We start from the raw sequence: 20,428 nt of genomic DNA, 5'->3' as shown, positions 1-20,428 counted from the left end.
ATGACGAAGACGATTGCCGATCGACGTCGCAAGCTGCGGATCGCGCTGGCGCTGACGGGGCTCTCCGTCGTGCTCGGCGCCTGCAACACCACCGGTGACATCGTCACCCAGACGGTGCCGACCGACTATCGCCAGCGCCACCCGATCGCGGTGCAGGAAGCCAAGAAGTCGATCGTGATCTTCGTCGGCAAGGCGCGCGGGGGCCTCTCCACCGCGCAGCACGCGGACGTCGCGGGCATTGCCAGGGACTGGGTGCGCGAAGGCACCGGTTCAGTGGTCGTCGACGTGCCGAGCGACGCTGCGAATTCACGCGCCGCAGCGGCGACCTATCACGAAATCCGGTCGGTGCTCGCATCCGGCGGCGTGCCGTCGCGCGCCATCGTCCAGCATCCCTATCGGCCCGAGGATCCCGGACTGCTGCCGACCATCCGCCTGAGCTATTCGAAGATCGCCGCGGTCGCCGGCCCCTGCGGGCTGTGGCCGGAAGACGTCGGTCCGAACATCCTCGACCCCGGCTACAACGAGAACCGGCCGTACTTCAATCTGGGTTGCGCCAGCCAGCGCAACCTCGCGGCCATGATCGACAACCCCGCCGACCTCGAGCAGCCGAGGGCGGAGACGCCTGCCTACACCGCACGGCGCGAGATCGCCTTCGAGCGCTACCGCAAGGGCATGGCGACCACGACCATGTATCCCGAGGCCGAAAAGGCCAAACTCAGCGACACAGGCAAATGACAAGTCTTCACGACGACGACGAAGCGGACGACCCGCGGCACCCCGAGGACCACATTGCGCCGGTTCCTCGCATCTCGGTGCAGGCCTTTTGCGAGACCGAGCAGACGCTCGCCGCGATCACCGCGGCCGGGCAAGATCGCCGTCTCGCCAAGGCGCATCTCACCGCCAAGGGCGGCGGCCTTGCCGCGGCCATCGAAGTCTATGACACGATGCCGACGCCGAACGTCATCGTGATCGAATCCGACGGCACACGCGATATCCTCGAGGGCCTCGACGATCTCGCCGGCGTCTGCGATCCCGGCACCCGCGTGGTCGTGATCGGCAACCCCAACGACACCGCGCCCTATCGCGAGCTGGTCCGCCGCGGCGTCAACGACTACGTGGTGGGACCGGTCGAAACGCTCGACGTCGTCCGTTCGATCTGCAGCCTGTTCTCGGCGTCGGAAGCCATCATCACCGGCCGCGTCATCGCGGTGGTCGGCGCCAAGGGCGGCGTCGGTGCGTCCACGGTCGCGCACAACGTGGCCTGGACCATCGCGCGCGACCTCGCGCTCGATTCCGTCGTGATCGATCTCGACCTCGCCTTCGGCACCGCCGGCCTCGACTACAACCAGGACCCGGCGCAGGGCATCGCCAACGCGGTGCTCTCGCAGGACCGGCCGGACACGGCGCTGATGGAGCGCCTGCTCGCCAAATGCACCGAGCGCCTCAGTCTGCTCGCTGCGCCCGCGACGCTCGACCGCGTCTACGATTTCGGCGCCGAAGCTTTTGATGCGATCTTCGACACGCTGCGCATGACCACACCCTGCATCGTGCTCGACGTTCCCCACCAATGGTCGGGCTGGACGCGCCGCGCGCTCGTCAATGCCGACGACATCGTGATCGTGGCCGAGCCCGATCTCGCCAATCTGCGCAACACCAGGAACATGCTGAGCGTGCTCAAGGCGGCACGGCCCAACGACCGGCCGCCGCTGTACTGCATCAACCAGGTCGGCATGCACAAGCGCGCGGAGATCGACGTCAAGGCGTTCGCCAAGACCATGGAGAGCCAGCCGATCGCGGCGATCCCGTTCGACTCGAAACTGTTCTCGACCGCGGCCAATAACGGCCAGATGATCGCAGAGGTCTCCAAGAACCACCGCACCACCCTTCTGTTCCAGAACATGGCGAACCGCCTCGCCGGGCGTGGCGAGGTGAAGAAGCCGAAGCGCTCGCTGCTCGGGCCGCTCCTGAAGAGGCTCAAGGGCAGGGCGGGTCGCGGGTCAGCCCCGCATCGCAAGGTGTCGTAAGCACCAACGCGAACGAGAAACGAGGGCGGGCTACTTGTCCGCCCGCTGCTGCTTCTTCGCCAGCAACTGCCGTAGCGCCGTGACCTTTGCCGCGGCCTGATCCGGCGGCAGGTCGGCCTTCACGATGGTCTCGGCCTCGGCCTGCTTTCCCTGCAGTCCCACGACGAGCGCCAGATTGGCGCGCACGCGGGAATCGGCGCGATTGCGCTCAAAGGCGCGGCGCAGCGTTTCCTCGGCCCGCGGCAGATTGTTCTGGAGCATGTAGGACAGGCCGAGATTGGACAGAACCTGCGGCTCCTCGGGCACGATCTTCAGCGCTGCCGAATAATATTGCTGCGCCTCTTCGTTCCGGCCGAGCTGATCGAGCGCCGCGCCTTGCGCCGACAGGATGCGCCAGTCGGGATCCTCAGGCGTATGCGCGCGGCTGAGCACATCGAAGGCCTGCTGGAAATTGCCGCTGTCGGCGAGCGCGCGGCCGTAGCCGGCGAGCAGCGCCTTGTTGCTGGGATGGGCGAGCACGGCCTGCTCCATCACCGCAACGGCCTGGGCGCGCTGGCCGGTCTCGCGCAGCGCCATGCCATATTCGAGCGCGACGTTGGGATCGGAAGGCTTGGCGCGATAGCGCTCGCGAAGCGCGTCCATGTCCGGCTTCGGATCGGCCCTGCCAGCCGTTTCCGACTTGCCACCGAGCGCGCCGGTGATGTCCTCCAGACTCGTGGTCTGGCAGCCGCCGAGGGCAAGCATCACGAGCGCGGAAAGCAGGAATCTCGCCGGCGGAGAGGCAAGGGACGAACGCTTGGGCATACTCTGATCACTCGGCGACTGATCAGCGATGCTTACCGATTAACGCTAAAGTCCAGTTAAGGAACCCGGTCCGTCCGGCTCAATCGGTGAACTCGGCGCCGAATTCGCAGCCGATGCGCCAGCGCAGGCGGCATTGGCGGGAATAATCGGGCGCGAAGATGATGGTGAATTGCGGCGGCACTTCCAGAAACTCCGCCACCACTTTCACGCCGCCATCCGAGATATCCGTGATCGTGCAATCCCTCGGCAGCGAGCCCGCGCCAAAGTGAATCTTGGCGAGCCGAGTGCACACCCGTCGTTCGCTTCTGCGGCGATTTGCAAGCATTTGAATTGTTCACCCGTTAGATCACGGCCCATCCCGCAGCTCTAGGAGTAGCGAACATTCGTTGGGATGTGCTGATGAGAGCCGCTCGCATTCGAGGCGTAGTGTCTGCGTGATGTTTACGACCGGTTAGGGTTTTCCGGGCCCTCGGACTGTTCTCGCATTGTTCTCGCAAGAAAGATCGGGCTCTGCTACCCCTAATTGTGCGAGAGGGCAGGCTGGTTCGAGCATGGTTCAGCGGGTTTCTACCGTCGCCTTTGAGGGGATAGAGGCCCGCGCGGTCGACGTGCAGGTGCAGGTCGCGCCCGGCCTCCCTGCGTTCGCCATCGTCGGCCTGCCCGACAAGGCGGTGTCGGAGGCACGGGAGCGCGTTCGCTCGGCGCTGATTGCCTCGGGGCTGGCGCTGCCGGCGCGGCGGATCATCGTCAATCTGGCGCCCGCCGACCTGCCCAAGGAGGGCAGCCATTACGACCTGCCGATCGCGCTCGGGCTGATGGCCGCGATCGGCGCGATCCCGCCGGATGCGCTGACCGGTTTTACCGTTCTCGGCGAACTCGGCCTCGACGGCTCTATCGCGCCGGTGGCCGGCGTGCTTCCCGCCGCGATCGGCGCCAATGTGCGCGAGGAAGGCTTGATCTGTCCGGCGGCCTGCGGCTCGGAAGCGGCGTGGGCGAGCCCGGACATCCAGATCATCGCGGCGCAATCGCTGATCCAGATCGCCAACCATTTCAAGGGCACGCAGGTGCTGTCGCGGCCCACGCCGCGCGTGCACGAGGTCGCCGCCTCCCCGCTCGACCTGCGCGACATCAAGGGCCAGGAGAGCGCCAAGCGCGCGCTGGAGATCGCGGCCGCTGGCGGACATCACCTGCTCATGTGATTGTCTCGATGCCCATAGTGGGTTATTCGGAGACAACAATGAAGCGTATCACAAGCATGACGGCCCGCATCATCGCAACTGCAGCCCTACGCCAGAGCTGGACCATACTGAGCGTGGCGACACGCATCCAATCCCAAGGGGAACGCTTGGAGGCGTGGGCAAACCGCGTAGCCGTTCGGCGGGGCTTTGTCGATGACATGCTCCACACGGTCACCGCTGACATCCTGAACAGCCACTAACGCTACCGCCATGGATACGCAGCGGCCCCCGAGGGCGTACAGTTACATCCGCTTCAGCACGCCTGAGCAAGCCAAAGGGCATTCGCTCGAACGCCAGATCAGTGCGGCGCGGGCGTGGGCCGCTGCGAACCACGTGGTGTTGGACGATGAACTGACTTTTCGCGACAGAGGCGTCTCAGGGTTCACCGGGGCCAACGTAGAGACCGGTGAGCTGGGGGTGTTCCTGGAACGTGTCAAAGACGGCACCATCCCCCGAGGCTCATGGTTGTTGGTTGAGAACCTTGACCGCGTCAGCCGACAGTCAGCCCGCAAGGCCGTTCGGACCATTGAGGACATTGTAGAGGCAGGGATCACATTGGTTGATCTGTCTGATGGTGGCGGAAAGGAATACAGCGCAGAGGCACTTGATAAAGATCAGTTCCTTTTCGTGATGATGGTGATGAAGTTCATCCGCGCCAATGAGGAGAGCGCGACCAAAGGCAGCCGTGTAGCCAAGGCGCACGCGGCAAGGCGAAAGAAGTTCGCGGGACAGGAAAAGCTCACCAAGCCGTACACCTTGAAACTCCCCGGGTGGCTCCGATGGGACGCGAGCACCAGCAGCTACGCCTTGATCGAGGAGCGGGCCGCGCTGTTGCGCTGGATGTTTGAAATGGCTGACGGCGGCATGGGTGTCCACAGTATCGCCGCTCACCTCAATGAGACCAAAGAGGACACGTGGGGCGCGGGGAAGTGGAAAGCGAAGTATTGGCACCGCTCTTACGTCCGCAAGCTCCTCGCCAACAAGGCGGCCATAGGCATCTTCGTGCCTCACCGTGTGGTGAAAGTCGAAGGCATGCGAACGAAGCAGCGCATCCCTGAGGCAGCTATTGAACACCGTTTTCCGGCAGCCGTTGACCGCGAGCTTTTCGAGCGCGTGAATGCACGCCTGAGCACCACCGAGGCACGGGGAAAGAACGCCACCGCGCCCGTACGGTCCATCTTCGCAGGTGTGATGAAGTGCCAATACTGCGGAGGAACCGTTACGCGGGTGAACAAGGGAGCGCACGTGTATCTCGTTTGTGCGGCCGCGCACGCCAAGGCGGGCACGTGCAAGTACGAGAGCTTGCCGTATGCCGAGGCGGTGAGTGCATTCCGCAACCGATTGTTAGGGACGTTAGAAGATGCACCGACCGGCAACGATACCGCAGCAATGGACGCTCGGATTGAGCAACTGAAAGGCACCGTGGACGCAGGTGAGGACTACGTTAACGAGCTACTGGACGTACGCATCTCCGATAAGAGCAGGGCCGCAGGACAGCGCCTCAGAGAGGCCGAGCAGGAACTGGAGAGACACCGCGAAGAGCTGAGGGAGCTTCTGGAGAGGAGAGAAACGCTGATGAGCACCAACGTTAAGAAGCGACTGGCTGCTGTGGAGAAGGCGCTCACTGCGGAGCCCATGGACACTGAGGAGGCCAACAAGGCGCTCCGGGGGGCGGCGAGCAAGATGGTGATGCGGCCGCAGAATGCGCGGTTGGACATCTGGTGGCACCACGCGGACAACCCGCAGGAGACACTTTTCATGACGAGCCGCTTCGATTGGGACGCCAACTCAATCGAGAACATGTTGGAAGAGGAATGAGCCGAGTGGCCAAGAGCAAGAAGAAGACGGAGCGCAGCCCCAGGGTGACCTGGGGCAACGTCGTGAAACCGAAGGACAGCGGCAAGACGGCGGAGGAGCTGAGGGCAGAGAGCAGCGCAGCAGGGCACCAAGGAACGCAGGGACCGCAGCGACGTAGCGTACCCCGGAGCAGCCTGCACTTGGCCGAGAGCGCGTTTCAATGGCGTGGAGGGGCACGGGCGGATAAGCGCGAACGTGAGGAGCACATCCGCACCCTCGCAACAGCGCTGAAGAACCAAGAGACGCCGTTGGAACGGCTGACCGTGTGGCCAGTGGCGGACCGGCTCTACGTCCTTGATGGTCACCATCGACTGGCGGCCTACGATACCGTGAAATGGACGAAACCTATACCGGTGGAGGTGTTCGAGGGGGATCTTGACGAGGCGAGGCTCAGAGCCCTCGCAGGTAACATCAAAGACAAGCTGCGCATGACCTCCCGCCAGAAAAGCGAGGTGGCATGGAGGATTACGAAGGAGAACATCGGGAAGCTGGGTGCTGAAGGCGTAGCTGATGCAACAACAATAAGCCGAAGGCAGGCCTTCGTCATGAAACGGGTGTGGAGGGAGCTGAACGGACGAACCGACCTCACCGAGACACAGAAGGAGAAGCTACCGACGATCACATGGCAGCAGGCCCGCGACCCCGCGACCTGGGGGACCGCTGAGGCTTGGGACGCCGACGAGTGGATTGATCAGAAGGCGACGGAGCTTGCAGAACTGCTGAGGACAAAGAAGGTCGAGGCTGCCTTGACAAGGGACGTCGAAATCACAGCAACAGCACTCTACCTGATCGACGGGCGGCTGCCGGAGAGGCTCATAGAGCAGTGGGCAGGGGACCATCGCGAGCTGATAATCGGCCTCGCCAAGACCTTCACGGAGCCGGACGAGGATTTCTAGTGCAGACACATGGAGTGCATTTTGCACTAAATCGGACTTAAGGGCAGGCCGCGGTGCGCACCAGTTTATGACAAGGCAAGACGGCCCCTGCTGAAGTTCCGGCTGTGATATTATTACATCGCGGGAGGGAGATTGGGCAGGTATAGAGCAAGCGCGGCCAGAGCATCACGGGCGGTCTTCCCATGGAGAAGCAGAGGGCACGCGGACGGGCACATGGGGAACAGCGAACCGCGCGGAGGGCTCCTTGGGCGGACCTTTCGGGACCGTAGGACCCACCAAGACGTAGCGAACCCCACGGCCGAAGAGCCAAACCGCACCCCCGGCCGCCAACGCGACCCATCCGAAGACGGGCTCACCCTTGTTGACGAAGACCAGCACGGCAAGAGCTGCGCAAAGGAGAGCAGCGGCGGTAAACAGCCAGCCAAGGAAGACACCAAGGCGGCCCAGTATCCCAAGCTCGGGGGATGACAAAGGACTACTCGCTGTCGGGGAGGGGATAGGCGCTGGTGGGGAGTATGGAGTGACACCAGAGACCGCAGCAGAGGCCCCTGAGGGTATTGCCGGCCGCTTCACCGGGGCCGAGTTTCGCTCAAGCCACTCCTTGATGGGCATTACGAGCCCCACGCAAATTAGAACGACAAAGGCAGTCTCAGCATCGAACAGAACGTAGTGGACCACACGATCCACGAGGACCCAATGTGTCGGTTGGAAGTCCACGGGAAAACCGAGCTGGGAGCCGAGCGTATAGGAGGGCCACTTGCCTGTCTGAACCCATTGCAGGGCTTGGTACCCCAGGCCGATCCCGGCACCCACCGCAACGACCTCGCCCGCGCCTATCAACGTCACGACGCAGATTACGAAAATCAACCATTCCACCGCAGCAGCCCCCATCCAGTGCGGAGCAGTGTAGCGGACGATTGCACAGAGGCTCAACACAACCTTGGTGCAACAATGCACCGGGATACTACGGGGAAAGGAAGACCGCAGCCGAAAGCTGGGCGGCGGCGGCCCTTTCAAGCCAAGGAAGCTTGAAGTCGGGTCGGGGGTCGAGCCTAAAATAGGGTCCGGTGCGACAGATGGGACCCAAAATTTCCCATTGACGAAATCATCTGCTCATGATCGGCGCGCCCGGTGCGGGCAAGTCGATGCTGGCGGCGCGCCTGCCCTCGATCCTGCCGCCGCTGTCGCCGGGCGAATTGCTCGAAGTCTCCATGATCGCTTCCGTCGCCGGCGAGATCGAGGGTGGCGCGCTGACCGCGCGGCGGCCGTTCCGCTCGCCGCATCATTCCGCGAGCATGGCCGCGCTCACCGGCGGCGGCATCCGCGCAAAACCCGGCGAGATCTCGCTCGCGCATCAGGGCGTGTTGTTCCTCGACGAGCTGCCCGAGTTCGATCCGCGGGTGCTGGATTCGCTGCGCCAGCCGCTGGAGAACGGCGAGGTCTCCGTCTCCCGTGCCAATCATCGCGTGACTTATCCTGCGCGCTTCATGCTGGTCGCGGCGATGAATCCGTGCCGCTGCGGCCATGCGTTCGAGCCCGGCTATGCCTGCAAGCGCGGCCGCATCGATCGCTGCACCGGCGACTACCAGGCGCGCATCTCCGGTCCGCTGATGGACCGCATCGATTTGCGCATCGAGGTTCCCGCCGTGACCGCAGCCGATCTGATCCTGCCGCCGGCGGCGGAAGGCTCGGCGGAAGTCGCCGCGCGCGTGGCAGCCGCGCGCGACATCCAGCTCGCGCGTTACGCGGATGCGGGCCTGCCGCATGTTCGCACCAATGCCGAGGCGCCGGCCTCGGTGTTGGAGGACGTCGCCAAGCCGGATGCGCAAGGCGCCAAATTACTGCGCGACGCCGCCGAGACCATGCGGCTGTCGGCGCGCGGCTATCACCGCGTCCTGCGGGTGGCGCGCACGCTCGCCGATCTCGACGGCGCCGACAAGATCGGCCGGCTGCATCTCGCCGAGGCGCTGTCCTACCGCGCACTCGCGGAGGATGTGCGGCAGATGGCCTGATCCTTCCGCGCATCAACCCGGCGGTAACGAGTTTCCTTTACGCTCTGCAAACCATAAGGCCCACGCGTTCCCCTATGAGTTCCACACAGGGCCGGGCGAGTAGAGTGTCATGTTGCGTTTCAAGATCCTGGCCTCGGTTGTTCCCCTGCTGGCGGCCGCGGTGTTCGCCCGCGGCGAGATCGGATCGGTCTCGCATCCCTGCATCGCGCTGGGCGAGACTTCAGTCGAGCTCACATCCCTGTTCTGGACGGCCGGCGTCCATGTCGCCTTCACCGACGATCTGTCGCGGGCCACGGTGCGGGTTCAGATCACCGACGATCCGGACGCGGCGGACTTCGCGGTCGTGGACGACGGTCTCGGCTCCGAACCGGATTCCTGTCAGGCCAATCCGGCGACGCGCCTCGTCACGATTGCCACGGAGCCGGTCGACGGCGGCCCGGTGATTTACCTGTCCACCGACGGGCCAGCCGATTACCGCATCTATGTGCGCTCGAAGACGTTTTCGCAGCGCGAGGCTGCGGCGCTGATCGTCGGCGCCAATGGCGGCCACCGCCCGCTTCCGCTCCAGGCCGCCTCGCTCTGAAGCGTTAACACCTCGTCAACCCTGTTTGGAGGCCGAACCAAAGCCTCAAGCTGTTCGCAAGGTCGACGAGACATCGTCGCAATTGGCGACACGGGGTTTCGGAGCAAGAGTCGGGGTCGATGGCGATGGATCGGACGTTCCGGATCAAGGTGCGCATGCGCCGCTTCAGGCGACAGCATCCCCGCATCGCGTTCGCGATCCGCTCCTTCATGATTTTCTCGGCAACCTTCGGCGGCGCCTATGGCTTCGTCTCCGGCAGCCGCTCCGAGAACTCCGGCTACGACCCCAATACGTTTGCGGTCGGCGCGAGCTTCCTGTTCGCGCTCGCCTGCCTCGGCCTTGCCACGCTCAGCATGCGGCTGCGCTTCGTCAACAAGCGGATGCGTAAGCTCGCCGCCCACAACGAGACGCTGATCGACCGCAATTGGGAACTGAAGGAGGCGGAGGAACGCGCGCGCAGCCTGTTCGAACAGCAGGGCGACCTGATCGTGCTGCGCGACCACCAGGGCCGCATCACCTTCGCCAACGACGCCTATTGCGCGCTCGCAGGACAGGCGCGCAACGTGCTGGTCGGCACGCGTTTCGATTTCGACGTCCTCGAGCAGGGCGACAGCGCCCGCGAAAGCAACGGCACGCGCATTCACGACCAGAGGATCACCGCCCCGCACGGCGCGCGCTGGATCGCCTGGCGCGAGGGCTATGTCCGTCTCGATGCCGGCCAGCCCGCCGAACTGCAGAGCGTCGGACGCGACGTCACCGACCGCACCGAGACCGAGCGCGCGCTGTCGGACGCGCGCGACCAGGCCGATGCCGCCAACCGCGCCAAGTCGCGCTTCCTGGCGATGGCCTCGCATGAGATCCGCACGCCGCTCAACGGCATCATCGGCATGGGCGGCCTGTTGCTCGACACCACGCTGACGCCGGAGCAGACGACCTATGCCAGGGCGGTGAAAACCTCCGGCGAAGCGCTGATGGCGCTGATCGAGGAACTGCTCGACTATTCCAAGATCGAGGCCGGCAAGCTCGATCTCGATCAGCGCCCGTTCGCGCTCCCGACCATGATCGAGGAGATCACCGAGCTGCTCGCACCGCGCGCGCAGGCAAAGACGCTCGAGATCGCCGCCTATGCCGACGAGCGCCTGCCGCTCGAGGTCGTCGGCGATGCCGCGCGGTTGCGCCAGGTGCTGCTCAACCTAGCCGGCAACGCCATCAAGTTCACCGCGACCGGCGGCGTCGCGCTGATCGTCGAACCCGGCATCTGGCCGAACGAGATTAGTTTTCTGGTGCGCGACACCGGCATCGGCATCGCCCCCGAGGCGCGAACGCGCATCTTCCGCGAGTTCGAGCAGGCCGACGAGCGCGTCGCCCGCACCTATGGCGGCACCGGGCTCGGCCTTGCCATCAGCGAACGCATCGTCAAGCGCATGGGCGGCCGCATCACCCTGGAGAGCGAGCCGGGCAAGGGCTCGACCTTCGAGGTCGCGATTCCGCTTGCGCCATCGCAATCCGGCGCGGGACAGACGGCGTTCCCAAGCCCTGACCTCACCGGCAAGTCGATCCTCCTGATCGCCGACGGCATCGAGGCCTCGCTGATCGCGCGGCGGCTGGAGCGCTGGGGCGGACAGATCTGCCTCGTCTCGGATGGAGCCGTCGCAGAGGCGCTGCTGCCGGAGCGCTCATGGCATGCGGTGCTGGTCGATCGTGCGATCGGCGCCGCCATCGCCGACCATCTCGGCGAGGTCGCGCGCAAGCATGCGACGCAGCGGCTGGTGCTGCTGACGTCGAGCTCGCGCCACGAGAAATTTTCAGCTTCCTTCACGGGCTTCCTGATCAAGCCGCTGCGCGCGGCTTCGCTCGCGGCGCGTCTCGCGCTGACGCCGGAGGTCGCCTCGCCCGAACTGGCGCCGGAGCCGCCGACCGCCTCCCCCGCCGGCGTCGTAACGGCAACGGGCCTGTCGATCCTCGTCGCCGAAGACAACGAGATCAACGCGCTGCTGATGCGCTCGCTGCTGACCAAGCTCGGCCACCGCGTCGTCATCGCCGTTCATGGCGAGGCGGCGCTGGAATCCTGGCTCGCCGCGTCATCCGCCGGCACGCCCTACGATCTCGTGCTGATGGACATCCAGATGCCGCAGCTCGACGGCATCGAGGCGACGAAACGCATCCGCACGCATGAGGCCGCCAAAGGCGGCCACCACACGCCGATCCTCGCGCTCACCGCCAATACGCTGGTGGAGGATCGCTATGCCTGTTTCGAGGCGGGCATGAACGGATTTCTGATCAAGCCGCTCGACCGCGACAAGCTGGACGAGGCGCTGGCCGGGCTGGCAGCGGCGCGGCATCTGGCGGTGTAGGAAGGTCTCTCCTCCGTCATTGCGAGGAGCCCTTGCGACGAAGCAATCCAGAATCCCTCCGCGGAAAGATTCTGGATTGCTTCGCTGCGCTCGCAATGACGATGTGGCTGCAGGCGTGCGCCAAGCACCAATGCCGTAGGGTGGGCAAAGCCAACGGGTCGCGCGAATGCGCGCCCGATGACAGGCTAAGCGTGCCCACCATTCACGTTCAAAATGGAGATAGACGGTGGGCACGGCGCTTTGCGCCTTTGCCCACCCTACGGCACCGCGGCCTACAGCCGTCGTAGCGCCACGCTCGCCACGGTGTGGTCGGCGCCCTTCTTCAGGATCAGCGTCGCGCGGGGGCGGGTCGGCAGGATGTTGTCCTCGAGATTGGCGAGGTTGGTGCGTTCCCAGATCGCGATCGCGGTGGCGGTGGCTTCCTCGTCCGACAACAGCGCGTAGCGGTTGAAGTAGGATTTTGGATTGGTGAACGCGGTGTCAAGCGCCAGGAAGCGCTTGATGTACCATTGCCGCAGCGCCGCCTCGTCGGCGTCGATATAGACCGAGAAATCGAAGAAGTCGGAGACCACGGGCACCGCCTTGCCGTCGCGTGGCAGCTTGCCGGTCTGCAGCACGTTGACGCCCTCGACGATCAGGATGTCCGGCTGGTCGATCTCGGCCCACTGGTTCGGCACGATGTCGTAGGTCAGATGCGAATAGACCGGCGCGCGCACGTGGCGGCGGCCGGCCTTGATGTCGGAGAGGAAGCTGAGCAGTAGCGGCAGGTCGTAGCTCTCCGGAAAACCCTTCTTCTGCATGATGCCCTGCCGCTCCAGCACGGCGTTGGGATACAGAAATCCGTCGGTGGTGATCAGCTCGACCTTCGGACGCGGCGACCAGCGCGCCAGCAGTGCCTGAAGCACGCGGGCCGTGGTGGATTTTCCGACCGCGACCGAGCCGGCGACGCCGATGATGTAGGGCATCTTGCGGTCGCGGATGTTGAGGAACTGGCGCTCCGCGTAATACAGGCGCTGCATCGCATCGACATAGATCGACAGGAGGCGCGACAGCGGCAGGTAGATGTCCTCGACCTCCTGCAAGTCCAGGCGATCGTGCAATGAGCGCAGCCGGTCGAACTCGCCGGGCTCCAGCGTCATCGGCGTGTCGTCGCGCAGTCGCGACCACTGCTCGCGCGTATAGACGCGGTACGGATTATACTGCTGCTCGGGTGCGCGGATATCCATGACGCGACCTTTCCGTTGGGATCTACTAACCCTTGCGGGACGCCTTTTCTTCCAATCCGGACATATTCGTCCGCTTGTCCAGCGCGGCCTCGACCTCCTCCAGCTTTACGCCGCGGGCCTTGAGCAGCACAAGGAAGTGATAGAGCAGGTCGGCACTTTCAGCGATCAGATGCGCGCGATCGTTTTCGACTGCTGCGATTACGGTTTCGACTGCCTCCTCGCCGAACTTCTTGGCGCAATGCTCAGCGCCCTTGTCCAGGAGCTTGCGGGTATAGGACGCCTCGCCGCCGGCCGCCGCGCGGGCGTCGATGGTGTCGGCCAGATCGTGGATCGTGAAACGCGACATCGGAATTACTCGAAAACACACAAGGCCACGGAGGCCATTCCCCGCAGGCCTATGTAGCATTTTTATGATCGGGAGTCGTCAGGCATCGAGGCGCATGGCCAGTCCGCGCCGGGCCATGTGCTCCTTGGCTTCGCGAATGGTGAATTCCCCGAAATGGAAGATCGAGGCGGCCAGCACAGCCGTGGCGTGGCCGTCGCGGATACCGTCGACGAGATGATCGAGATTGCCGACGCCGCCCGAGGCGATCACGGGAACGGGAACGCTGTCGGCGATCGCCCGGGTCAGCGGGATGTCGAAGCCCTGCCGGGTGCCGTCGCGGTCCATGGAGGTCAGCAGGATTTCACCCGCACCGAGCGAGACCACCTCCTGGGCATATTCGATGGCATCGATGCCGGTCGAGTTGCGCCCGCCATGGGTGAAGATCTCCCAGCGGTCGCCGCCCGGACGCTTGACCCGCTTGGCGTCGATCGCGACCACCACGCACTGTTCGCCGAATTTCTCGGCGGCTTCCTTGACAAACTCGCGCCGCGACACCGCGGCGCTGTTGATCGAGACCTTGTCGGCGCCGGCGCGCAGGAGCGTCTTGATGTCGTCAACCTTGCGCACGCCGCCACCGACGGTCACGGGCATGAAGCAGGCCTCCGCCGTACGCCGGACCACGTCCAGCATGATGCCGCGGTTCTCGTGGGTCGCGGTGATGTCGAGGAAGGTGAGCTCGTCGGCACCGGCGGCGTCATAGGCGATCGCGGCTTCGACGGGATCGCCGGCATCGCGCAGATCGACGAAGTTGACGCCCTTGACGACCCGGCCGTCCTTGACGTCGAGGCAGGGGATCACGCGCACCTTGAACATGTGTCAGCTCCTAGGCGGTGCGCGCGTTGCGGATCAAGGTAAGGGCGGCGGCGGGATCGAGCCGGCCATCGTAAAGCGCGCGGCCGGCGATCGCGCCGGCGAGCTTCCTGGCGCGCGGCGTCAGCATCGCCTTGACGTCCTCGATCGAGGCGAGGCCGCCGGAAGCGATTACGGGAATCGAGATCGCATCTGCCAGCGCGATGGTCGCGTCGAGGTTGAGGCCCTTGAGCAGGCCATCGCGCGCGATGTCGGTGAAGATGATGGCAGCGACGCCGGCATCCTCGAAACGCTTTGCGATCTCCAGCACCGTCACCTGCGAGGTCTCGGCCCAGCCTTCGACGGCGACCTTGCCGTCACGGGCATCGAGCCCGACCGCGACGCGGCCGGGGAATTTCCTTGCAGCCGCCTTCACTAGTTCAGGGTCGCGCACCGCGGCGGTGCCGATGATGACGCGGGTGATGCCCTTGTCGAGCCAGGCTTCGACGGTCGCGAGATCGCGAATGCCGCCGCCGAGCTGCACCGGGATCTTGATCGTCTTGAGCATCGCCTCGACCGCCTGCGCATTCACCGGCTTGCCGGCAAAGGCGCCGTCGAGATCGACGACGTGGAGATACTCGAAGCCCTGTTCGACAAAGCTCTGCGCCTGCGCCGCGGGATTGAGGTTGAACACGGTCGCGCGCGCCATGTCGCCTTGCTCGAGACGCACGCACTGGCCGTTCTTGAGGTCGATCGCCGGAAAGAGAATCACGGTTTCCATCGCAAAAAGTTCGAGATCAGGGCCAAGCCGAAACGCTGGCTCTTCTCGGGGTGGAATTGGGTGCCGATGGCGGTGTCCTTCGCGACGATCGCGGTGACGGGTCCACCGTAATCGGCGCGCGCGAGCACGTCCGCCTCGTTGGCGGCGTTGAGGTGGTAGGAGTGCACGAAATAGGCGTGCTGCCCCTTGGGGCCGAGCGGCAGCCTGTCCAGCACCGGATGCTCGCGCAGCAGGTCGAGCGTGTTCCAGCCCATGTGCGGGATCTTCAGGCTCTCGTCGCGCGGCATGATCTTCTCGACGTCGCCGCCGACCCAGTTCAGGCCCTCGGTGATGACGTGTTCCTTGCCGCGGCTCGCCATCAGCTGCATGCCGACGCAAATACCAAAGAAGGGCCGTGCCTTGACGCGCACCGCTTCGGTGATCGCCTCGACCATGCCGTTGACGGCATCGAGCCCGCGCCGGCAATCGGCGAAGGCGCCGACACCGGGCAGCACCAGACGGTCGGCGCCGTAGGCCTGATCCGGATCGCTGGTGACGAAGACCTTTTGCGGAATCTCCAGGCTGCGCGCGGCGCGCTCGAATGCCTTGGCGGCGGAATGCAGATTGCCTGAACCGTAATCGATGATCGCGACGCTCATCTTGACCCTCCCGGTTCCGGAAACAATCCAATGATGCCGCCCGACGGCAGCGGTGGCGGATTTGAGAATTGCTGACCCGGCACGTTGCGGGTTGGCGGCGGGCCGCCGCGATCGACGGCCCATTGATCGTTGACGATGCCGCGCTGCTTCAGGCTCCAGCGCTCGAAGAAACGCCGCTCGGCGGTGTCCTCGTCGTCGGAGATGACGACGTCAAGCTGGCGCCACTTGCCGCGCGACAGTGTCCAGCGGCGCAGGCTCGAGGCCTCGAAACCCATCAGCACCGCGATGATCATATTGGCCAGGAAGATCGAGCTGTGGCCAACGCCGAGGCTATGCAGCCCTGCATCGAATGCAGCCAGGAAAATCACCCAGCCGATCAGCGCCAGCCAGAGCCTGTTCCAGAGCAGCCAGAACGGACCCAAAACCATCGCCCAGAAATGAAAACCGTCGCGCACGAAGACGAACTTGTCGGTCGCGCGCAGATCGGCTCCGGCAGGGGAGGGAGCATGAACTGTGTAGACAGGCATGGTGATGCCCCGTTCCTAGGAATTCAGTGATACCGCAAGCGGCGCGTGCCGCGGGCCGAAAGACGTCAGCCGCCGAGCGAACCCTTGGTGGACGGGATTTCGCCCACGGCCTTCGGATCGATCGCGACGGCAGTGCGCAGCGCCCGCGCCAGGCCCTTGAAGCAGGACTCGGCGATATGGTGGCTGTTATCGCCATATAGGGTCTCGACGTGGAGAGTCACGCCGGCGTTCATGGCGAAGGCCTGGAACCACTCGCGCACCAGCTCGGTATCGAACTCGCCGATCTTGTCGCGGGGGAAGTCGGCCTTGAACACCAGGAACGGACGGCCCGAGATGTCGATGACCACGCGCGACAGCGTCTCGTCCATGGGCATGTGCACGCCGGCATAGCGGGTGATGCCCGCCATGTTGCCGAGCGCCTGCTTGACCGCCTGGCCGAGCGCGATGCCGGTGTCTTCGGTGGTATGGTGATGATCAATGTGCAAATCGCCGACCGCCTTGACCGTGAGGTCGATGCGGGAATGGCGGGCGAGGAGATCGAGCATATGGTCGAAAAAGCCGATGCCGGTCGCGATATTGGACACGCCGGTGCCATCGAGGTTCACGGTGACCTCGATGTCGGTTTCCTTGGTCTTGCGCTTGATCGTCGCGGTGCGCATTGAAAAGCGGTTTCCATTCTGGTTTTGGACCGAAAACGGCGGTCTTTTAACAGTCAAATGACGCCTTCGCTACTGCGGGAACGGCTGGCCGGGCCTCTACTTCTGCCTATGGTGAGCGAAATGGGCCCGGAGCGGCCCGTTGTACGGTCGGTCCCGACCGCCTAAATCAGGTCCGACAACGAGGTATTTGATGCAGGATTCCCAGAACAGCGCGCCGGGCTGGCACGGCACCACGATTTTGACGGTCCGCAAGGGCGGCAAGGTGGTGATCGGCGGCGACGGCCAGGTCTCGATCGGCCAGACCGTGATCAAGTCCAACGCCAAGAAGGTGCGAAAACTCGGCAAGGGCGACGTGATCGGCGGCTTTGCCGGCGCCACGGCCGACGCCTTCACGCTCTTCGAGCGGCTCGAATCCAAGCTCGAGCAGTATCCGGGGCAGCTGACCCGGGCTGCGGTGGAGCTCGCCAAGGACTGGCGGACCGACCGCTATCTGCGCCGCCTGGAGGCCATGATGATCGTGGCCGACAAGGACGTCTCCCTGGTCCTGACAGGCACCGGCGACGTGCTGGAGCCCGAGGCCGGGGTCATGGCGATCGGCTCCGGCGGCAATTACGCCCTGGCCGCCGCGCGGGCCTTGATCGACACCGACAAGGATGCCGAGACCATCGTCCGCCGCTCCCTCGATATCGCCGCCGACATCTGCGTCTACACCAACCGCAATCTGACCATCGAAAGCCTGGCGACCGGCTAGGCCAGACCGAACAGGACATGGCGCCCGCCTACACCTTCCGCCCGATGAGCACAGCCGATTTGCTGCTGATCCGGCGGTGGCTGGGCGAGGCGCATGTGCGGGAATGGTGGGGCGATCCGGACGAGCAGTTTGCGCTCGTGAGCGGCGATCTCGATGAGCCCGCGATGGACCAGTTCATCGTGTTGGCCGGCACCCACCCGTTCGGCTATCTTCAATGCTATCGCCTGACAGCCTGGAATACCGGCTTCGGGCCGCAACCGGAGGGCACCCGTGGGATCGACCAGTTCATCGGCGAAAGCGACATGATCGCGCGCGGCCACGGCTCCGCGTTCATCCGCCAGTTCGTCGACGGCCAGTTGCGGCAGGGCCTGCCACGCATCGTCACCGATCCCGATCCGCTCAACGCACGCGCCGTGCGCGCCTATGAGAAAGCCGGCTTCGTCCGCGACCGCATGGTCGAGACGCCGGACGGGACGGCGCTGCTGATGGTGCGCGAGCCGTGACGCTGACGAGCACGCACGAGAGCAAGGTCGCCGTACCGCCATTGGCCTGGGTCGGCATCGCACTGCTGCTGCTGGCGCTGCAGGCCTCGATCCTGTTCGCGATGGGGCGGGTGCCGATCTGCACCTGCGGCTATGTAAAGCTCTGGCATGGCGTGGTGAACAGCTCCGAAAATTCGCAGCACATCACGGACTGGTACACCTTCTCTCACATCCTGCATGGCTTCCTGTTCTACGGCTTGACCTGGCTGCTGTTCGCGCGCCTGCCCTTCCTGCAACTGTCCTGGCCGGCACGGCTGATCGTCGCCATGCTGATCGAAGGCGCCTGGGAGATCGTCGAGAACTCGCCCTTCATCATCGAACGCTACCGTGCCGGCACGATCTCGCTGGATTATTTCGGCGACAGCATTGTCAATTCGATTTCTGACAATCTGGCCATGATGCTGGGGTTCCTCGCCGCGCGCGTGCTGCCAGTCTCGGTGACCGTCCTGCTCGGGCTCGCCTTCGAGATCATGCTCGCGCTTCACATTCGCGACAATCTGACGCTCAATATCCTGATGCTGATCCATCCGATCGACGCCGTGAAACAGTGGCAATCGGGCCCGCCCATCATCTGACGTAAAATGCGGCTTGTCCCGACCCGCATCTGATCCTAGCTAAGGTCCCATGACAGACTTCTCTCCCCGCGAAATCGTCTCCGAACTCGACCGTTTCATCGTCGGCCAGGCCGATGCCAAGCGCGCGGTCTCGATCGCGCTGCGCAACCGCTGGCGCCGGCAGCAGCTCTCCGGCTCCTTGCGCGAAGAGGTACTCCCGAAGAACATCTTGATGATCGGCCCCACCGGCGTCGGCAAGACGGAGATCGCACGACGGCTCGCCAAGCTCGCGAACGCGCCGTTCCTGAAGGTGGAAGCGACGAAATTCACCGAGGTCGGCTATGTCGGCCGCGACGTCGAGCAGATCGTGCGCGATCTCGTCGAGGTCGCGATCGCCCAGGTGCGTGAGCGCAAGCGCAAGGACGTGCAGGCACGCGCGCAGCTCGCCGCCGAGGAGCGCGTGCTCGACGCGCTGGTCGGCGCCAATTCCAGCCAGGCAACGCGCGAATCGTTCCGCAAGAAGCTGCGCGCTGGCGAGCTCAACGACAAGGAAATCGAGATCGAGACGCAGTCCTCGGGCGGCGGCATGCCGATGTTCGAGATCCCGGGCATGCCCGGCGCGCAGATGGGCGCGGTGTCGCTCGGCGACATCTTCGGCAAGCTGGGCGGGCGCAGCAAGACGCGGCGACTGACGGTGGAGAACTCGCACGAGATCCTCGTCAATGAGGAATCCGACAAGCTGCTGGACACCGACCAGTTGACGCTGGAAGCGATCAGCGCGGTCGAGAATAACGGCATCGTGTTCCTGGACGAGATCGACAAGATCTGCGCACGCGACGGCCGGGTCGGCGGCGACGTCTCGCGCGAGGGCGTGCAGCGTGACCTGTTGCCGCTGATCGAAGGCACCACGGTCTCGACCAAGCACGGCGCGGTGAAGACCGATCACATCCTGTTCATCGCGTCCGGCGCCTTCCACGTCGCGAAACCGTCCGACCTGTTGCCGGAATTGCAGGGCCGCCTGCCGATCCGCGTCGAACTGCAGGCACTGACCCGCGACGACATGCGGCGCATCCTGACCGAGCCCGAGGCCTCGCTGATCAAGCAATATATCGCGTTGCTGCAGACCGAGGGCGTGACGCTCGACATCACCGCCGACGCCGTCGACGCGCTCGCCGACGTCGCGGTCGCCGTCAATTCGACGGTCGAGAACATCGGCGCGCGGCGGCTCCAGACCGTGATGGAACGGGTGCTGGACGAAATCTCCTTCACCGCACCCGACCGCAGCGGCGAGACCGTCAAGGTCGATGCGGATTTCGTGCAGAAGCATGTCGGCGACCTCGCCAAGAATGCGGATCTGAGCCGGTTCATTTTGTAAGCAGAAAGGCCCGGCACTTCTGTCGGGCCTTTCGTTGTTACAGACAGAGCGTCAGGGACACTCAGGCAGGCTCAAGAGATTGTTGCGCGTGTCGTCATCGCCTTCGGTGCGCAAATACTTGTTGCCGAACCGGCTGACACCGACTTCGACCAAAACAGCCTTTGTCGAACCAGGAAGCGAAACGTAAAAGCTCCACTCTCTGCGCTCGATCATAGCGATCGCCTGCTCTTGTGTGATCTTCCACTGGCTTGAGCCGTAGCCACCAACGTGGGTGATCCGCTCGAACGGATTCGGGCGATCGCGTTTATTCACACAGCGGATTTGCGCCGTCTGGGGTCTGGTTTGCGGACTGGTCATTCTTCTCTCCTATCGAGAGCTGGGCTTGACCACCGACTCCACCCATGATTCCATGAAGTGCTTAGACAGCCTGTTC

General features: G+C 64.4%; 21 protein-coding genes and 2 pseudogenes. 13 read left to right on the top strand and 10 right to left on the bottom strand.

The window, feature by feature from the left end; all coding sequences use genetic code 11:
* Both HAP41_RS01855 and HAP41_RS01850 read left to right on the top strand, forming a co-directional pair.
* Positions 1-735, top strand: coding sequence for a CpaD family pilus assembly protein (locus tag HAP41_RS01855; protein WP_166062026.1), 735 nt, complete (start codon positions 1-3; stop codon positions 733-735).
* Positions 732-2,024 carry a CpaE/TadZ family protein gene (locus HAP41_RS01850; RefSeq protein WP_028155520.1) on the top strand — a complete coding sequence of 431 codons (1,293 nt, stop codon included), beginning with the start codon at positions 732-734 and terminating at the stop codon, positions 2,022-2,024. The genes HAP41_RS01855 and HAP41_RS01850 overlap by 4 nt, the downstream gene beginning before the upstream one ends.
* A gap of 30 nt (positions 2,025-2,054) precedes the next feature.
* Here HAP41_RS01850 and HAP41_RS01845 read toward each other — a convergent pair whose 3' ends face one another.
* Together HAP41_RS01845 and HAP41_RS01840 are read right to left on the bottom strand one after the other, a co-directional pair.
* Entirely contained in the window at positions 2,055-2,828 is a 774-nt protein-coding gene (locus HAP41_RS01845) for a tetratricopeptide repeat protein (RefSeq protein ID WP_166062073.1), read from the bottom strand.
* Positions 2,829-2,907: 79 nt separating this feature from the next.
* On the bottom strand, positions 2,908-3,153 hold the full coding sequence (locus HAP41_RS01840; RefSeq protein ID WP_027534981.1) for a PilZ domain-containing protein: 246 nt from the start codon (positions 3,151-3,153) through the stop codon (positions 2,908-2,910).
* A gap of 226 nt (positions 3,154-3,379) precedes the next feature.
* Between HAP41_RS01840 and HAP41_RS01835 the strand changes: the two are divergent.
* From HAP41_RS01835 to HAP41_RS01805, 7 genes and pseudogenes are all read left to right on the top strand, one after another.
* Positions 3,380-4,024: pseudogene (locus HAP41_RS01835) on the top strand (magnesium chelatase domain-containing protein); the annotation flags it as partial.
* Between the two features lie 41 nt (positions 4,025-4,065).
* On the top strand, positions 4,066-4,266 hold the full coding sequence (locus HAP41_RS01830) for a hypothetical protein (protein WP_166062092.1): 201 nt from the start codon (positions 4,066-4,068) through the stop codon (positions 4,264-4,266).
* 10 nt (positions 4,267-4,276) lie between these two features.
* Positions 4,277-5,884 (top strand): recombinase family protein, encoded by a 1,608-nt coding sequence (locus HAP41_RS01825; RefSeq protein WP_166062132.1) that lies wholly within the window; start codon positions 4,277-4,279, stop codon positions 5,882-5,884.
* Between the two features lie 5 nt (positions 5,885-5,889).
* Positions 5,890-6,819, top strand: coding sequence for a ParB N-terminal domain-containing protein (locus tag HAP41_RS01820; protein WP_166062164.1), 930 nt, complete (start codon positions 5,890-5,892; stop codon positions 6,817-6,819).
* A gap of 1,103 nt (positions 6,820-7,922) precedes the next feature.
* Positions 7,923-8,831, top strand: a pseudogene (locus HAP41_RS01815) (YifB family Mg chelatase-like AAA ATPase); the annotation flags it as partial.
* A gap of 109 nt (positions 8,832-8,940) precedes the next feature.
* The gene (locus tag HAP41_RS01810) at positions 8,941-9,414 is read left to right on the top strand and encodes a hypothetical protein (RefSeq protein WP_166062172.1); all 474 of its coding nucleotides are present in this window, start codon (positions 8,941-8,943) and stop codon (positions 9,412-9,414) included.
* Positions 9,415-9,533: 119 nt separating this feature from the next.
* Positions 9,534-11,768 (top strand): PAS domain-containing hybrid sensor histidine kinase/response regulator, encoded by a 2,235-nt coding sequence (locus HAP41_RS01805; RefSeq protein ID WP_224580539.1) that lies wholly within the window; start codon positions 9,534-9,536, stop codon positions 11,766-11,768.
* 272 nt (positions 11,769-12,040) lie between these two features.
* Here HAP41_RS01805 and coaA read toward each other — a convergent pair whose 3' ends face one another.
* The 7 genes from coaA to hisB all read right to left on the bottom strand — a co-directional run bounded on the left by coaA (position 12,041) and on the right by hisB (position 16,773).
* Positions 12,041-12,994, bottom strand: coding sequence for a type I pantothenate kinase (gene coaA / locus HAP41_RS01800; RefSeq protein ID WP_248577169.1), 954 nt, complete (start codon positions 12,992-12,994; stop codon positions 12,041-12,043).
* Between the two features lie 25 nt (positions 12,995-13,019).
* The gene (locus HAP41_RS01795) at positions 13,020-13,340 is read right to left on the bottom strand and encodes a phosphoribosyl-ATP diphosphatase (protein WP_028150153.1); all 321 of its coding nucleotides are present in this window, start codon (positions 13,338-13,340) and stop codon (positions 13,020-13,022) included.
* A 78-nt stretch (positions 13,341-13,418) separates the two neighbouring features.
* Positions 13,419-14,192 carry an imidazole glycerol phosphate synthase subunit HisF gene (hisF, locus tag HAP41_RS01790; protein ID WP_028150154.1) on the bottom strand — a complete coding sequence of 258 codons (774 nt, stop codon included), beginning with the start codon at positions 14,190-14,192 and terminating at the stop codon, positions 13,419-13,421.
* A gap of 10 nt (positions 14,193-14,202) precedes the next feature.
* Positions 14,203-14,940: a 1-(5-phosphoribosyl)-5-[(5-phosphoribosylamino)methylideneamino]imidazole-4-carboxamide isomerase gene (gene hisA, locus HAP41_RS01785; RefSeq protein ID WP_166105303.1), complete on the bottom strand. Its 738-nt coding sequence runs from the start codon at positions 14,938-14,940 to the stop codon at positions 14,203-14,205.
* On the bottom strand, positions 14,937-15,587 hold the full coding sequence (gene hisH, locus HAP41_RS01780; RefSeq protein ID WP_028150156.1) for an imidazole glycerol phosphate synthase subunit HisH: 651 nt from the start codon (positions 15,585-15,587) through the stop codon (positions 14,937-14,939). Before hisH ends, hisA begins: the two co-directional genes overlap by 4 nt.
* Complete coding sequence (locus tag HAP41_RS01775) at positions 15,584-16,114, bottom strand: DUF2628 domain-containing protein (RefSeq protein ID WP_166062197.1); 531 nt, start codon at positions 16,112-16,114, stop codon at positions 15,584-15,586. Before HAP41_RS01775 ends, hisH begins: the two co-directional genes overlap by 4 nt.
* A gap of 65 nt (positions 16,115-16,179) precedes the next feature.
* On the bottom strand, positions 16,180-16,773 hold the full coding sequence (hisB, locus tag HAP41_RS01770) for an imidazoleglycerol-phosphate dehydratase HisB (protein ID WP_028150158.1): 594 nt from the start codon (positions 16,771-16,773) through the stop codon (positions 16,180-16,182).
* A gap of 190 nt (positions 16,774-16,963) precedes the next feature.
* Between hisB and hslV the strand changes: the two genes are divergently transcribed.
* Genes hslV through hslU form a run of 4 tightly spaced genes read left to right on the top strand, consistent with a single transcriptional unit; the run spans position 16,964 to position 19,995 of the window.
* Complete coding sequence (gene hslV / locus HAP41_RS01765; RefSeq protein ID WP_028150159.1) at positions 16,964-17,524, top strand: ATP-dependent protease subunit HslV; 561 nt, start codon at positions 16,964-16,966, stop codon at positions 17,522-17,524.
* A 17-nt stretch (positions 17,525-17,541) separates the two neighbouring features.
* The gene (locus tag HAP41_RS01760; protein ID WP_166062212.1) at positions 17,542-18,027 is read left to right on the top strand and encodes a GNAT family N-acetyltransferase; all 486 of its coding nucleotides are present in this window, start codon (positions 17,542-17,544) and stop codon (positions 18,025-18,027) included.
* Positions 18,024-18,641, top strand: a complete 618-nt coding sequence (locus tag HAP41_RS01755; RefSeq protein WP_166062244.1) for a DUF2585 domain-containing protein — start codon at positions 18,024-18,026, stop codon at positions 18,639-18,641. The genes HAP41_RS01760 and HAP41_RS01755 overlap by 4 nt, the downstream gene beginning before the upstream one ends.
* A 49-nt stretch (positions 18,642-18,690) precedes the next feature.
* Complete coding sequence (gene hslU / locus HAP41_RS01750) at positions 18,691-19,995, top strand: ATP-dependent protease ATPase subunit HslU (protein WP_028150162.1); 1,305 nt, start codon at positions 18,691-18,693, stop codon at positions 19,993-19,995.
* A 51-nt stretch (positions 19,996-20,046) separates the two neighbouring features.
* Here hslU and HAP41_RS01745 read toward each other — a convergent pair whose 3' ends face one another.
* Complete coding sequence (locus tag HAP41_RS01745; RefSeq protein ID WP_166062285.1) at positions 20,047-20,352, bottom strand: DUF3892 domain-containing protein; 306 nt, start codon at positions 20,350-20,352, stop codon at positions 20,047-20,049.
* Between the last annotated feature and the right edge of the window lie 76 nt (positions 20,353-20,428).

The organism is Bradyrhizobium barranii subsp. apii, assembly GCF_011516635.5.
In the GTDB taxonomy this organism is placed as follows: Bacteria; Pseudomonadota; Alphaproteobacteria; order Rhizobiales; family Xanthobacteraceae; genus Bradyrhizobium; species Bradyrhizobium barranii.
This window is presented reverse-complemented; position numbering and strand designations above follow the sequence as displayed.

What these genes read in the sequence shown, in the direction of transcription:
- coaA (WP_248577169.1), bottom strand. Translation starts at nt 12,994, where the DNA reads ATGGATATCCGCGCACCCGAGCAGCAGTATAATCCGTACCGCGTCTAT.
- hisH (WP_028150156.1), bottom strand. Translation starts at nt 15,587, where the DNA reads ATGAGCGTCGCGATCATCGATTACGGTTCAGGCAATCTGCATTCCGCC.
- HAP41_RS01745 (WP_166062285.1), bottom strand. Translation starts at nt 20,352, where the DNA reads ATGACCAGTCCGCAAACCAGACCCCAGACGGCGCAAATCCGCTGTGTG.
- HAP41_RS01845 (WP_166062073.1), bottom strand. Translation starts at nt 2,828, where the DNA reads ATGCCCAAGCGTTCGTCCCTTGCCTCTCCGCCGGCGAGATTCCTGCTT.
- hisF (WP_028150154.1), bottom strand. Translation starts at nt 14,192, where the DNA reads ATGTTCAAGGTGCGCGTGATCCCCTGCCTCGACGTCAAGGACGGCCGG.
- HAP41_RS01825 (WP_166062132.1), top strand. Translation starts at nt 4,277, where the DNA reads ATGGATACGCAGCGGCCCCCGAGGGCGTACAGTTACATCCGCTTCAGC.
- HAP41_RS01855 (WP_166062026.1), top strand. Translation starts at nt 1, where the DNA reads ATGACGAAGACGATTGCCGATCGACGTCGCAAGCTGCGGATCGCGCTG.
- HAP41_RS01810 (WP_166062172.1), top strand. Translation starts at nt 8,941, where the DNA reads ATGTTGCGTTTCAAGATCCTGGCCTCGGTTGTTCCCCTGCTGGCGGCC.
- HAP41_RS01830 (WP_166062092.1), top strand. Translation starts at nt 4,066, where the DNA reads ATGAAGCGTATCACAAGCATGACGGCCCGCATCATCGCAACTGCAGCC.
- HAP41_RS01795 (WP_028150153.1), bottom strand. Translation starts at nt 13,340, where the DNA reads ATGTCGCGTTTCACGATCCACGATCTGGCCGACACCATCGACGCCCGC.
- HAP41_RS01840 (WP_027534981.1), bottom strand. Translation starts at nt 3,153, where the DNA reads ATGCTTGCAAATCGCCGCAGAAGCGAACGACGGGTGTGCACTCGGCTC.
- HAP41_RS01850 (WP_028155520.1), top strand. Translation starts at nt 732, where the DNA reads ATGACAAGTCTTCACGACGACGACGAAGCGGACGACCCGCGGCACCCC.
- HAP41_RS01805 (WP_224580539.1), top strand. Translation starts at nt 9,534, where the DNA reads ATGGCGATGGATCGGACGTTCCGGATCAAGGTGCGCATGCGCCGCTTC.
- HAP41_RS01760 (WP_166062212.1), top strand. Translation starts at nt 17,542, where the DNA reads ATGGCGCCCGCCTACACCTTCCGCCCGATGAGCACAGCCGATTTGCTG.
- hslU (WP_028150162.1), top strand. Translation starts at nt 18,691, where the DNA reads ATGACAGACTTCTCTCCCCGCGAAATCGTCTCCGAACTCGACCGTTTC.
- hslV (WP_028150159.1), top strand. Translation starts at nt 16,964, where the DNA reads ATGCAGGATTCCCAGAACAGCGCGCCGGGCTGGCACGGCACCACGATT.
- HAP41_RS01775 (WP_166062197.1), bottom strand. Translation starts at nt 16,114, where the DNA reads ATGCCTGTCTACACAGTTCATGCTCCCTCCCCTGCCGGAGCCGATCTG.
- hisB (WP_028150158.1), bottom strand. Translation starts at nt 16,773, where the DNA reads ATGCGCACCGCGACGATCAAGCGCAAGACCAAGGAAACCGACATCGAG.